Annotated in this window: 1 protein-coding gene (cut by a window edge); it reads left to right on the top strand. The window is 72.2% G+C overall.

Annotation, left to right across the window (positions count from 1 at the left end; all coding sequences use genetic code 11):
• Window positions 1-15,262: the beginning of a hypothetical protein gene (locus K1T35_RS00620; RefSeq protein WP_220258249.1), read on the top strand. 15,953 nt of this gene lie beyond the right edge of the window; the window shows 15,262 of its 31,215 coding nt (coding positions 1-15,262); it begins with the start codon at window positions 1-3; its stop codon lies off the right edge, out of view.

Below are 15,262 nucleotides of genomic sequence, written 5' to 3' on the forward strand. Positions count from 1 at the left end.
ATGTCCGGGCGTCCAGTCCACGACGGTGAGGCCATCGGCCTCCCCGTGCGTGGTGGCGCCTGCGTGGTACGGCTGCAGAACTCGCCCGTGGATCGGCTGCTCCTGGTCCTGCGCATGATCCTCGGCGCCGCTTTCGGAATCGCGGTGCTCTGGCTCGGCGGCGCGTTCCTCTCGTCCCCGGCATCCACCGCCGCCATGGTTCCGGTTCAGACGGTTGTCTACGGGGCCGTGAAGGGTGGCAAGGATCGGGCCGCAAGAGGCCGCACGTCCGGCTCCCCGGTGCTTCTGCTGTCAGCCTCGGATGACGACGGCGGCGATTCGGACAGCGGCGACTCGGATTCGCGCGACAGCTCGGACTCCGGTTCCGACTCGGCGGAGAAGGACTCGCACGAGGAGGACTCCGACAAGGGCGACGGGGACAAGGGCGACGGGGACGAGAAGGAGTCCGACGAAGAAGAGTCCGGCTCGGAGGAGAAGGAGTCGGAGAAGCAGGAGTCCGACGAGAACCGTTCCGACGACAGCCCGTCGACGGAGAGCGACTCGGACGATCGTGACTCGGGCGACGAGGAGCCCGTAGACGAGAAGCAGGCAGACGAGAAGCAGGACGACCAGAAGCAGGACGACCAGAAGCAGGACGACCAGAAGCAGGACGACCAGAAGCAGGACGACCAGAAGCAGGACGACGCCGACGAGGACCGAGAGGCGGCCGCAGCCGGCAGCGCATCGGAGGACGAGGGCTCGGAGAACGGGGACACCCCCGAGGCGCAGCCCGCGTCGGATCACGACGCTGCCGCCGACGAGCAGCACGGCGCTGAGGAGCGGGGTTCGGAGCCGTCGGGCCAGCGCGACTCGGCGGACGAGTCGGACGACGGGACGACCGCGGCAGCAGTCGAGGCGACCCGCGAGGATTATGACAAGATCGGCGAGGAGCGGCCTTCCTCGGACTCCGGCGAATCCAGCGACGAGGAGGGCTCCGAGGACGCCGACGGCGCCGAGTCCGACCCCGTTGACCGCGAGAGCGACGACCTTGCCGGGTCGACCGCGGGCATCGCCGAGAGCATCAGCGACGACGCCGCGGAGCGCACCCGAGACCTGGTCGAGGATCTGACCAGCGACGACGAGTCCGCTGCGAGCGACGAGGACGGCCTCACCGAGGAGCGCGCCGACGAGTCGGCCGACACCTCGTCGACCGGGGTGCGCGAGGCGCTCGACGAGTACCTCGGCGACGAGCGGATCGAGGGGGCGCGAGCGGAGGCCGACGATCTCCGTGACGACTCCGGCGAGCTGTCGGACGAGGCGCAGCAGCTGATCGCCGCTGGACAGGACGACAGCGACAAGGACCACCGGGACGAGGACTCCACCGAGACCGCCCAGGACGACACGGTCGACTCGGTGAGCGACACCGTCGCGGATCTCGTCGAGGACCGCGGCGAGGACGCCGGAGAGATCGCGCGCGATGTGCTGGAGCGGATCCCGGACTGGGTTCGGTCGGCCTCGTCGAACGGGGACGTCGAGGAACGGGTCGAAGAGGCCCGCGCAGACCGGGACGAGCTGGACGGCGACCAGCCCGAGCGGGGCGACGTCGAGCGCGCGGTCCGCGAGCTGAGCCGGCACCTCGACGACGATCAGGGCGTCGATCAGGATCTCGACGCCGAGCAGGCGCTCGATGCGAGCGACGAGGTCCGCGCGCCGCTGGCCGACGCCGACGACGCCGAGAAGGTCGTCGAGCGGCTGGTCGCCCGGGAGGGCACTCGGGACCAACCGGTGTTGAGCGACGCGTCGGACCGTCGTCCGCGGGTCGACACGGAGGCGTTCGAGCGGATCGGGGACCGGGTCGCCGACGTCGTGCGTGAGGCGGCGTCCGATGACGGCGAAGATCTCGCCGACGCGGTGGACGATCTCGTCGACGAGGTGTCCAGGTCGATCGAGTCGAGCCGCGACTCGTCAGAAGAGCCGGAGCCGCAGCTTGCCGTGCTGATGCGGGACGGCACGAACTCAGGCAAGACAGGCGACGTCGACGGCGTGCTCGTCGACGACTCCGGCGACCCCGACCTCTGCGCGTCCGCGGGCGCCGGGTGCGGCGAGTCGACGGCGGGTTCGCGGCTGCTCTCCGCCGAGGCCGCCCGGGGTCCCCCGTCAGATGAGGATGACGAAGACGACGAGGATTCCGAGAACCTCACGGAGAAGGTTCTCGAGGAGCGGATCGAGACGGACAAGAGCGCGGAGGCGCTCGAGGAGAGCCGCAAGCAGGTTGCGGCGGGCACGAAGACGGCCGATGAGTACGCCCGGGAAGAGGCTGCGCACCAGGAGCGGGTGGCGCAGGCGGAGGCGGATCGGACCGAGCTGTCGGAGAAGCGGGTCGAGCTGGTCGACGAGGTCGTCGACGGGCACAAGGGCCTGAAGGGACGCGAGGACTCGCTCGCGGCGGAGGCGCAGCAGGTTGCTGCCGGCGCCGTCGACGCGGAGACGCACGAAAAGAACGTGGCGGCCTTCGAGGCCGACAAGGACGAGCTCTACGAGAAGACCGACCGGCTGCGTGAGGCGGCTGGGCGGGACGAGCCGAAGACGGTGTCGTCGCGTGACGCCGGCACGGACGGCTCGGCCGCCGGGTGCGGTGTGAGCGGGGCGTTCGCCGAGTGCGGATCGGTCTCGAAGGACGAGAGCGGCGAGCGGCAGGGCGACCGGTGCGTGGCGCTGGGTGGAGTGTCGGGGTGTGGTGTGTCCACCGGCTCTGGCGACAACACGGCGTCGGCGTCGTGCGACCTCTCGAGCTGCAGCAGCACCGCCCGGAAGGGCGAGAACACCGCGTCGGCGAAGTGCTCCATCGGCGATGGGTGCAGTGCGCGCAGCAGGGCCAATTCGGGCGGCGCCGAGGCGGACTGCCGCACCGGCAGCGGTTCCTGCGAGTCCGGTAGTTCGGGCGCCCGGCGCGGGAACGATCGAACAAGGCTGGCATCCACCGCGACCGGCGAGCAGTCGCGCCAGGGCAACGCGACCGCACACTGCGAGGGCGCGTCCGGCTGCGGCACGAAGAGCAAGGTGACGTTCGACCGGTCCGGCGATGTGCGCGCCGACGCCAGTACGAGCTGCGGCGCGGACTGCTCCGGCAAGGCCACGACCGCGACCGCCGGCTCGGCGGACGGCGTGCAGGACGGCACCGAGCGGGCGAGCGACGGCTCGGCGACCTGCGAGGCAACCGGCGGCGGCTGCAATGCGCGGTCGGGCACGAAGGTGAACAGCTCCGTCGACGTCGAGCGCGGCGCGATGGGCGTGTCGGTCACCGACGGCAAGGGCAAGGCATCGAGCACCGCTCAGGCGAGTGTCGACTGCAAGGGCGCCGCGGGCTGCTCGGGCAAGGCCACCACCGCGACCGACGGCAAGGTCGCTGCGCCGAACGCCACGCCCGGCGCTCCGGCGGCGGTCCGTGAGACCAGCGGCTCGGCGAGCTGCGACGCCACCGCCGGCGGGTGCCGCAGCGAATCCGCCTCCGACGCGGTGGACGGCGGTGTCTCCGCCCCCAGCTTCGACCGCGCCGCGGACGGCACGCTGGTCGCCCGTCCGGCCGGGCACGAGCTGACCGCGACGAGCCGGACGGGCACGCGGGTCGAGTGCGACAACGCGCTCTGCAGCGGTTCGGGTAACTCGGCGACGTCGGGTGCCGCGTCCGGTGACATCGTCGGGGTGCGCGACAGCACCGGATCCTCGAGCTGCACCGCCCACGGGGCGAGCGCGAGCTGCGCCGCCGACTCGGACACCACTGTGTCCGACCGCGAGGCCACCCGCGATCCGGCGACCGGCGTGGCGCAGGTGTCGGGGCCGGTGAGCGTATCCAACGCGGGCGCCACCGTGAAGTGCTCTGGCGGGGCCACCGAGTGCGGCGGCACCACGGCATCGTCGACGAGCGCGCGCGACACCGCGGTCACCCCGGAGGCTCGTGGTACGAGCGCCGCCGCAGACTGCATGGTGACCGGTGGCGGCTGCTCGGGTGAGTCGAGCTCGAAGGCCTCCAGCGCCCCCGATTTCGTCATGATCGACCCGGCCACCGGTCAGCCGGTGGCGGGGCAGGCCACCAGCGGACCGTCGTCGACGTCCTCGTCGTCCGCGGCGCTGGACTGCCCGAACGGCTGCACCGGCACCGTCAACACCAGCACCGCCGCCTGGGACGGCGCGGTCGCAGGGGGTGCGCCGCGCACCTCGAACGGCACGGCCTCCTGCACGGGTGGCACCGGCGCCTGCACCGTGCAGTCGGTCTCCACCGCGTCGACCGGGCCGGGCGCCGCCCAGGAGCTTGCGGCCGAGTCGCAGGCCGGAGCGGGGCAGCAGCTCAATGCGACGCGGCTCGTTGCCGGCCCGTCGGCCGCGTCCGCGGCGGGAGCGACGCTGACCTGCACCGGCCAGGAGCTGTGCACCGGCAAGGCGACGAGCGCGGCGACCGCCACCGACCCGTCGGTGTCGCCGGACCCGCGCGGCTCACACTCGGAAGCTTCCTGTGAGGGCATCTCCGGCGGGGTGTGCCAGGCGGTCAGCAACTCGGCGGCGTCGAGCGGCCCGGACGCGAACAGCATCGCGCCGCTGGTGCAGGCCCGCTCCACGGACAACGCCACGGTGACGTCCGGCACGACCGGCGACCAGGCCCCGCAGCAGCGGTCCGGCGAGCCCGGTCAGGACCAGCCGGCCACGCCGCCCGCACCGACCGCGCCGGGTTCGAGCGCGAACTCGGGTGGTCCGACCGTGCCCGGCGCCTCCAGCTGGACGATGGCGAGCGCCACCCTCGACTGCCAGGGCGGCACCCGGTGCACGGGCACCACGCGTACTTCGGCATCGGGCAGCGACGGCCCGGCCGCGCTGAACGGTTCCGGTGAGGCCCGTGGCCCACCGGAGGGCACCTCCACCACCAGCGCAAGCTGCGCCAGCGGCCGTTCCGGCTGCCAGGCGCACACCAGCTCGACCGCGGGATCCGGCCAGGTCGTGGCCGACATCATCGCGGAGCAGCAGAACGACGCCGCCCAGCAGGCTGAGCAGCAGGCCACGCAGGCCGAGCAGCTCGCAGCACAGGCCGCGAAGGTCGCTGCCCGCAAGGGCGCGACCCCCGAACAACAGAAGGCAGCCGCCGACGCCGCGACCGCCGCCCAGGAAGCGCGCAAGGTCGCCACCGCGGCCGCAGAGCAGGCCGCGAAGCCGGTCACCGGCGCGCCGGCGACGATGTCGCAGTCCTCGGCCACCGCGCAGTGCGCCGGCCCGGAGTGCACCGCGACGACGACCGGCGACACCGCCGGCATGCCGGGCGAGTCCCACACGACCGCCGCGTGCACCGCCGCCGCGTCCGGGTGCGCAGTCGCCAGCGACGCCAGCACCACGACCAACCGGAACGCCGGTGTCGGCGAGAACGGCCAGCCGGTCCCCGGCTTCTCCGCCCAGGCCGAGACCAACTCGCAGGCGATCTGCCCCGATGCCGGCTGCACCGCCGTTCTCACGGGCAACTCGAGCGCCGCGGCGGGTCCGGCGGGGCAGCAGACGCGCAGCGCCGCCACGGGCGACACCTGGTGCGACGGCACGACCGACTGCCAGGCCCAGATCACCGCCGGGTCGACCACCAGCGTCGTCACCCCGGCCGACCCGGCCGCCGGGTCCGCAAGCACCAGCGGCTATGTCAGTGCGGCGTGCGACAACGGCAGCGCAGAGGGCTGCGCCACCCACGCGACCTCGCAGACCGAGGCCTCCGGCGCGGCCACCGTCCACAACAACGCCACCGCCGCCTGCCAGACTGCCGGCGCCTGTCAGGCCGGCACGGCCGGGATGGCGGCGAAGGACTTCGCTGAGACCACGGCAGGCTGCGCCGGCACCGGTTGCACGACCCACACAGCCAGCGTTGCCGACGCCGCCTCACAAGGCGGGATGAACACAGCCCGGTCGAACAGCGACTGCACCGCAGGCGCGAACGGGCAGTGCGCCGGTTCGAGCCGGGTGGCCGCCAGCGCGGACTATGCCCTCGCCTCCGCCTCGTGCGCCGGCAGTGACGGGTCGACGTGCTCGTTCTCGTACCGGGCGGAGAGCCACGCCGCGGCGTCTGGGGCCAAGGCGGACGCGGTCGGGTTCGCGACCGGCACCGTCGGCGGCGGCGAGGTCGTCACGTCGGCGGCGGCTCAGGGCGACGCGCACTCGGCCCAGGCGTCGGCGTCGTGCCAGGGCAGTGCCGGAACCAACTGCAGCTACCACTACGAGGCAACCCGCTCGGCGTCGATGCGGGCGAAGAGCGGCTCGCACGCCGAGGCCTACGCGCACGGCGTCGGCGGCGGCACGATGGGCGCGGGCGGGGTCGCCGTGTCCGCCTCCGCCTTCGCGCAGGGCAACACGGCGCAGGCTTCCGCCAGCTGCTCCGGTGACGCCGACTGCTCAGGAACGCACTACTCCGCGTTCGCCGCCGACTCCGCCCGTGCCGAGATCCCGGCCACGGAGAACTCCTGGGGCGGGCACCTCGACGCGACGAAGACGGCGCAGTGCAGCGGCAGCGGCAGCGGCGGCTGCGGCGTCACCGCGATCGCCGACCCCTTCGACGGTGACGGCGGCGAGGCGGCCTGCTTCGGCAACTGCCAGAACTTCCGGGAGAGCCACAACGCCCCGGTCTTCACCGCGACCACGCCGCCGCTGCCGAAGAAGACGCCCGTCGGCAACAACGGCCAACCGCTCGATCTCGGCGATCTCGGCCCCACCCAGAGCGGATCGAACTCGGGCACGGACGAGCAGGGCAACCCCAAGCTGGAGATCAAGAGGGCCGGCGAGGACAAGCCGCAGGTCTGCGACGCGACGTGTGTGGCGGCGTTGCCCGTCGGCGCCGACGGGCGCAAGACGTTCGGTGCTGCCGACGGCCCGCAGGCCAGCATCGACCCGAACGCGGTCGCGAACAGCGCCACCCGTTTCGGCGCGTCCGACCGGGTGGCCGAGAACGGCCCAGGCCGTCACCAGGTCTACGGCCAGACCAGCGCCGGGATCGCTCGCGACGCGGCCGGCCGGACCCAGGCCTCGGTCGGCGGCAACGGCAGCGTGACCGACGGGCGCAGCGGCAAGAAGATCGTGATCACGGCGGAGCGGGACACGGTCAACAACCTCAAGATCGTGGATGCGAACGTCCCGTTCCACGGCGAGATCAAGGGCAGCTTCACCTACACGGGCCCCGAGGTCGTGCTGCCAGAGGGGGCGAAGCCCTTCAGCCCGAAAGCGCCGCAGTTCGAGCAGGTGACCACGCACGGCACCTGGGGCAAGATCACCGCCGGTGCCGGGGGCACCACCGACAACGCCGGGTTCCAGTTCAACGGCACGGGTGAGTACACCTCAGCCTGGGGCGACAGCCTCGTCCTGGAATCCGGCAAGGCCAACATCGTCGTCCGCAACTCGATGGGCTACGGCGGCCGCATGCGGATCGAGAACGACGGTGCAGCCCCCGCTGATGGAAGGATCACCAGCGCCGAAGGTGTCTTGCTGTTCTGTGCCGGCTGCGCGGGCGACGACAAGAAGGCCGGCTTCGCCGAGCACCGCATGCCGACGGCGCCCGGCCTGGGCGGCAGGAACCTCTGCGCGGGCTCGGCCGGTAGCTGTGTCGGCACCGGCACCGCCGTGGGGGACACCGGCTACGTCGACAAGCAGACGGGATCGGTCCGCAACGGCGGTAAGGGCCGGTTCGAGTTCGTCCAGCAGCTGCGCAACGATGACCTGAGCGGTGGGTGGGCGGTCGCATTCACCTCGGGTGACGGGCATGTCAGGGGGGACGACGCCTACCACAACCCGATCGAGGACTGGGGCGACGGCGGCGGCATTTACCTGGGTTACTCGGAGCCCGACGGCTACAACAACGGCCGGGCTTGCGCCAGCTCCCGGTGCGTCAGTGCACAGCCGGACGACCGCGTGAAGTGGGTCAACCCCGACGAGAAGGTCACCCTCGCGCTCGGCATGCAGGACCTGGAGTTCGTCGGCCCGCCCGGCCGAGGACGCCAGGACCTGGAGGCTCGCGCTGAGGCCGTCGCGATGTACGGCGGTTCACAGAGCCACGCCCGCTGGATGTCTCAGACCGGCAACGCGCAGCTCGAGGGGCTGGCGACGGCAGCAGGGCACGCCGGGCTCGACGGGATGAGCCGGGAGGAGCGCGACGCCTTCCTGCAGGAACTGGCCAAGAACCCGACCCTGATGTCCCGCGCGCAGCGCACCCGCGGCGCGGTGGAGACCATCTTCAAGGTTGCGGACACCCAGCCGCGCAACACGGAGGACGTGGAGCGGCTGCTGGGTGAGGATCCTGCGCTGTTCAAGGCGATCACCGGCCGCGACTGGAACCCCGACCCGGGTCAGAAGGACACGCAGATCCAGGACGCGAAGACCATGATCCTGGACAAGCAGGACGTGGTGGCCGGCTTCCAGAAGACGCTGGAGACCGATCCGACGCTGGTCGGGAAGCGCGGTGCGTACCAGCAGAAGCTGGACGACTACAACAAGGCGGTCGACGCCTACAACCGCGGGCTGGGTGGGAACAAGGCGGATCTCGACCGTCGGGCGGCCGAGCTCGACGGACTCTCGCGGGAGATCGCCGATCTCGAACGCCCCCTGCGGGAGGGCATGGAGAAGGAGCGGGGCGGCCTCCGGACCTACGACCTCGCCGCGGCGGGGGTCGCAGACCCCGGCTACGCCGCGAACATCGAGCGGGCGCGCAACAACCTCGACGCGATCGCGGGGCTCGTCGACAAGCTTCCGCAGGCCGACCCGCAGACCCCGGCCGACGTCGCGGCGAACAACCAGGTCATCAGCTTCGTCGACTCGATCGAGGCCAGCTACGACGCGGCCCTCGTGGCGCCTCGCAAGCCGGGCAACCGGCTGAACGACATGTCGCTTCCGTCGCACGGGCTGGACCTCGTGCTGGCGATGCGTGCGGCGCAGGGCTACGACGACCTCAAGCGGCTGATGGACGCGGACAGCAGCCCGCTGGTCACGCAGGACGGACCGAACGCCCAGCAGCGTGACCTGACGCCGGACGAGCTCTCCAGCCTGGCCGCGACCTGGGTGCCGAAGAACGACACCACGATCCGAGCCCTGCGCGACGACAAGCTGGACCTGCGGGTGATCGCCCGGCAGAACGGCGCCTTCGGCAACGCCGACGACCGGATCGCCTTCATCGCGGGCCTCGCCGGTGACGCCGGTACGAGGGAGGCGCTGCTCGGCGACCCGAAGCGGGTGGCCACGGTGAACCGGTTCTTCAGCCGGGCGAACGTCGTGAACGGCAGCTACCGCGCGCTCGCCGAGGGTCTCGGCGAGGGTGAGCGGGAGAAGCTGGACAACTTCGCGGCGGAGGTCGACCCCAAGAGCTTCAAGAACTTCTTCAAGTTCCTCGGCGACGGTGCCCAGCAGCTCAACGCCCACGTGGTGCGCGAGTACAACCGCGCGTTCGGCTACGGCACCGACAGCTTTCTCCGCAACGCCGGACGCAGCGCGGCGCAGTTCGCGAGCGGATCGATCAGCTTCATCCCCGGCACCGCGCTCGGCGGGTACGGCTACGAGGCCATCAACAACATCGAGCACGGCATCGAGGCCGGTGGGGTGTCGCTTCCCCCGCGCATCATCGCCGACGCCGGTGGCGAGGTCCCCGGCATTCCTCGCTACGTCGGGGAGTCCCAGGAGGAGTACAAGGCCCGGGTCAGCCCGTTCACCACGACCGTCAAGGACATGGCAAAGCACTCGTGGGGCCTCATCAACGGGAAGGAGGACCGCGGCAAGGCGTTCTTCCACGACCCGTTCGGCACGGTGGCCAGCGTCGCCCTGCCCGTCACGATCGTGGTCGCCCCGTTCGGCGCGGTCGCGAAGGGCCGGGGGGCCGGATTCGCCGCCCAGGCCGGAGCCCTGCGCGCCACCGCGGGCACGCTCCAGCGCGGTTCGATGACCCTCGACGCCTTCGCCGGCATGAGGTCCGGCCTGCGGCAGCAGGCCTTGGGTCTGGAGCGCAAGGCCGGTGTCTACAACGGAATCGGGCGTGCCGCGGACGCCGTCGGGTACGTCGGCAGGGCGCCGTTCGTCCTGCTGGGCCTGCCCTTCCGTGGCGCGGCCGCGCTGGCGCGAGGGACGTTCGCCTCCGCGTCACGGCTCACTTCCACCGCGGCCTCCGCGGCGATGGCCCGCGGGGCGGCTCGCGGCTCTGAGGGCGTGCCCTTCGGAACCAGGTGGGGCAACGTCGGCGAGCGCCTGAACGGCATCGCAGGCACCATGGCCCGGGGCGCCGAGTTCGCTCGTGGGGTCGCCCGTCACGGCGTGATGGGCGTGAGCATCCTGGGATCGCGCCGGACGGCCAGCGCCTACAACACCTTGGGGACGAGGCCCGGCGCCCTCGCCCGTGACATCTCGGCCAGCTTCGAGAGGCGTGCCCGGCAGCTGAGCGAGTCGCCTGGAGGCAGGTTCTCCCGGCCCGGGCTGCAGGACCCGGTGCGTGCCGCTCGGCACGACGCCCTCCGGCAGGCGTACGTGACGGTGGCCGACAGCAGGGCTGCGCTGGCAGCCGCACGTTTCGCGACCGACGCCACGAAGGCCACCAAGGCAGCAGATCGGGCCGCGGCGGACGCGCGCAAGGCCGAGACGCGAGCCACCGAGACCGCCGCCACGCGCGACGCCGCTCTCGCCGCCGCCAAGGTCGCGGAGGCCGAGGCCACGAGGCTCGCCGTTGAAGCCGCGGTCGCGCGAGCACAGGCGATCGTGGCTCAGGCCGAGGCGCTCGCCGAGGGAAGCGCCGCCGCGGCCGCCCGCGCCGCCGACGCGACCAGGGCTGCCGCAGCCGCTGATCGTCTCGCCGCCGCGGCCGCGGCGAGGGCGGCCGAGGCGCGGACGGCCGCCAAGGCGCCCACCGCATCCGCCTACCGGTCGGCACAGGACGCCGTGGTCACTGCACACGACGCCGCTCGGCTCACCACGGTGGCGGAGCAGACCAGGGTCCGTGCCATCCAGGTCGCCAACGACCAGGTGCGGTTGGTCCGGGAGCGGCACTCGGAAGGGTCCGAGCCCGGATCCCCGGCGCCGGGGCCCGGCAAGCCGATCGATAACGGTCCCGGCAAGCCTGTCGACGGTGTGCCGCCGAGCCAGCCGAACCTCGGTGGCGGCCGCCCGTCCAAGACGGACGGGGGCGGCGAACGGCCGGATCCGAAGCCAGGTGACGGCGATGGCGCACAGCGCCCGACCGGCAAGGTCGGACGTCCCAACCTGACCTCGTTCCGCGCCCGGCAGGGGTGGCTGGACCAGTACCGCAACCGCGGGCCTCCGGAGGGGCCGACCAGCTCTGACCCCAGCTTCACCAAGCGTTCCCTGAAGAACGCGGTCGCAACGGCGAAGCAGAAGCTGGCCGCCGCGTTCCGGAACCGGAGCGAATACCTCAACCGGCTGGACGCGGAGTACCGCAAGACCGGCAACGCCGACCGCCGTCGGGCGCTGGATCACGCACGGCTTCGGCCCGAGATCGCGGTCGAGAAGGCCAGGAAGGAGCTCTACGAGGCAGAACGCGCTCTCACGCTCTACAGGGAGCTGCGTCGTGGCGACCGCAGGACCATGCGCGCCGCGAAGCAGGAGTGGACCAACCTGAACGACCAGCGTTACGGCGAGCTGGTCGAGAAGGTGCTCAACCGCGAACGGCTCACCAGCCCGCAGTACTTCGCGGTGCTCGCGGAGACGATCCGCCGCACCGAGCGCGGACCGGGGCAGGCGCAGCTGCGCCTGCACGACGTGCAGCTCGCCGCCGCGATCGTGATGGACCGTGGCATGCGCGGCCGGCGGGGTCAGCGGCTGCGCGGGGTGATCGCTCAGCTGGGAACCGGTGAGGGCAAGACCATCGCCGGGATGGTCGTCGCGTTCAAGCGCGCGCTCGAGCACCAGGCCGAGCGGGCTGCGGGTGGCACGGCGCACGGCGTGCACGTGATGACGCACAACGGCCAGAAGGCCGTCGATGCCTGGAACGACTACCGGCCCTTCGCCGAGAAGCTGGGTCTCGAGGTCAGCCTGCTGGCGGAGCGGTGGCAGTCCACCGCTGTCCGGCGGGGGGCGTACCAGGCCGATGTGACGATCGGCGCGGTCAGCAGCTTCGTCTTCGACTTCCTCGAGGACCAGCGGGTGGCTTCCTCCTCGAAGGTGCAGGTCGGTAAGCGCTTCGCCCTGATCGACGAAGCCGACATGATCCTCCTGCGGGCGGACGACTACCGGCTCGCGATGAGTGTCGCCGGGAGCTCGGCCCGCCGGGCCGAGCTCATCTGGGCCCGGGACTTCGCAGCGAAGCTGCGCAACGACATCGAGATCAGCTTCAGCGAGAAGCGCGGCTACACCATCAGCAAGGCCCAGGTCGATCTCATCGCCAGCAGGGTCGGACGCCGGCTGACGCAACGGCAGATCAGCGATCTGATCAACGCACGACGGGCCGCGCGCGAGGTGTTCGGCCGAACGTACGTGATCCGTGACCGCGTGCGGGTCGAGATCCTCGACAACCCGAACGGCCGGGCACTCGACGGCCAGCGGTGGAACAACGGTCTGCACGAGGCGCTCGAGGCCTGGCACGGCCTGCCGATCCGCAACCCCCAGCGGACCATCGCCGACACCACGGTGGTCAAGTACCTCGACAACTACCGCGGGCTTGCCGGCATGACCGGCACCGCGGGCCGGGCCGGGCTCTACCGGTCTCACTTCGGGCTGGGCGTGCGGGTGATCCCTCCGCGCGTCGCCAGCAGAGTGGGACCGCCGCGAGATCTGGTCGTCTACGGCAGCGAGAAGGCGCAGCTGGCCGCGTTCGCCGACGAGGTGGCATCCCGGAAGAGCCGCGAGCGGATCGACGCGGGCGACGGCGACCTCAGGCCCGAGTTGCTGATCTTCCGCACCCCGCTGCAGACCGAGGTGTTCGCCGCGATGCTGCGCGAGCGCGGTGTGCGGGCGCGGGTGCTGAACGCCTTCGACGGGCGCTACGACCGGGAGAACCAGGTGGTGGCCGCGGCCGGGCGCCCGTACCAGGTCACCGTGGCGACGAACATGATCGCGCGCGGCACCGATATCAAGCTGGGCGGCTCCGGGATCACCGCCTTCACACAGGCCCGGCGGGCGGTGCTCGAAGCCGGTGGATTGCGCGTGACCGTCGGCAGCGCCTTCGAGTCGAACCGGGCCCTGAACCAGGCATACGGGCGCGCGGGACGGCAGGGCGAGCCCGGTTCGGTGGGACAGATCCTCTCCCTGGACGACCCGATCCTGAAGCAGTACGGCAACCAGCGCCAGATCGCGAGGCTGAAGGAGCGCTACGGCGACGGAGTGATCCCGCGCGATGAGGTCCAGCGCCTTGTCGACAAGGCCGTGAAGCGCGCCGAGATCCTCAACGAGAAGCGGTTCACGGCGATCGTCAAGGGCAAGATCAAGCCGGACAACTCGGTGGTCGCCGAGGTCAACGGCAGGCCGGCCGGCACGTCCTTGCAGGAGGTGGGTCGGGCCGCCGTCGACGAGAGCGGGATCGACGCCATGGTCGGCGAGATCGCCGGCCCGCTCACGGAGAACCTCGTCGCGGCGCGGGAGCTGGTGGCCCTCGCCGAGATGCGGTACAGCCGCAGCGGTAGCGTTGCCGGGCTGCTGGGCGCCGTCGCGCACCTGGATCGTGCCGAGGCCGCGTTGTACCGGGCGTTGCAGGAGTACCGCGCGGCGACGGAGCCGGAGCGTTCGGACCCGATGGGCGGCGCCGTCCGCAGCGAAGGCGACGCGGACGTTCCGGGGCAGGCGGAGTTCGACGAGATCGCCGCGTACCTGACCGGGGTGCACCCCGACACCGTGTTGCACGCCCGCGCGCAGATGGAGGCGGGCGACTACGCCGGAGCGATCGACACCCTGCTCGGGCTTGTGACCGGCACGCAGATCGTGGCCGCATACCTCGACGGGCACGCCGTCGCCACCCTGGAGTCGGCCCGCCTCGCCGCCGAGGACGCCACCGTCGCTCTCGCCCGGCTCGTGGCGCTGCGGCAGGCGCCCGGCCCGGTGACGATCCTCGACAGCTTCGAGCAGACCGAGCTGCGCGGCACCATCGGCCGCCTGGCGTCGATCGTCGCGACCTTGCAGGGCCGTCCCGGCGAGGCGGTTGCGACGATGGTCGGCGCGGATCTGCACCACCAGCTCGGGCGGCTCAGCCTGGTCTCCGAGGTCCCGATGAGCGTGATCGCGGATCTCTACATCCTGGCGATGAACGGCGAGCTCACCGCCGCCCGGCTACGGGCGCTGCTGCACGTCGGCCGGATGTCCGGCCACGCCCGGCCTGCGCAGGTCGTCGGCGACTTCGCCGCCGAGCACGACCTCCACTGGAGCAAGCGCACGAAGCAGCGCCTGCGGATGGCGCTGCGCAACGTGCGGCCCGAGCCGAACGGTCCACTCACCGAGCCAGGGCGCGTAGCGCAGCTGCTGGCGGCGTCGCAGACGCCCGCCCAGGCGGATCTCACCACCCCCGTGGTGCGGACCGGCGGTCGCTTCCACCTCGTCGACGCCGGGAACGGCATCAGGGTCGTGCGAGCCGACGAGGTGTCGGACTTCCTCCGCCACTCGGCGTTCACCGCGGTGGGCATGGCGGTGCTGGACACGGCCGCAGGCGGCGTCACCTGGTCCACGGTGAATCTGCCCGACACCCGGCTCGCCGGCGACGTGACCGTCCCGGGGCAGGCGCGCAGCGGCAGGGGAGCGAGGACGTCGCGGGGATCGGCCCCAGGCGCGTCCGATGACGGCAACGACCGGACCGGCGGGCCGGGCATGACGGCGGGCGGAGGAGGCGGCTCCGGGACCGGCGGCTCGGGTGCGGCGGGGTCCACTCCGGGGAACTCGGCCCAGGGTCGGTCCGACGAGGGCGGAACCGCGGAGTTCACCGCACACCGCCCCAGCAACGACCGGTACGACGCGCAGCAGCGCGGCCCGCCGCTGTGGCTGCGGATCCAGGACGCCGTCCGGCGCATCCTGGGCGTGCTGGGCGCGGCCGTGGCCATCGCCCTCGTCGCACCGGCCATGGCGAACGCCGCCACCGCCGGCGCCGCTGCCACCGTCGGTTCGACGAGCGCGGCCGGTCTCGGCCCGACCGGTGGCCGCCAGGCCGAGCCGGGTGCGTTGTTCGACTTCTCGTCCGGCGTCCACCCGTTGATCGGTGCCGCTGTGGCCATCGTCGTCGTCGGCGCTGCGGCTGCCTGGTTCATCGCGCGGGCACGTGGTCCTCCTCCGACGCGGCCCGCCACGGAGGCGGACCTGCAGCGGATCA

The sequence above is a fragment of the Pseudonocardia sp. DSM 110487 genome, assembly GCF_019468565.1.
In the GTDB taxonomy this organism is placed as follows: Bacteria; Actinomycetota; Actinomycetes; order Mycobacteriales; family Pseudonocardiaceae; genus Pseudonocardia.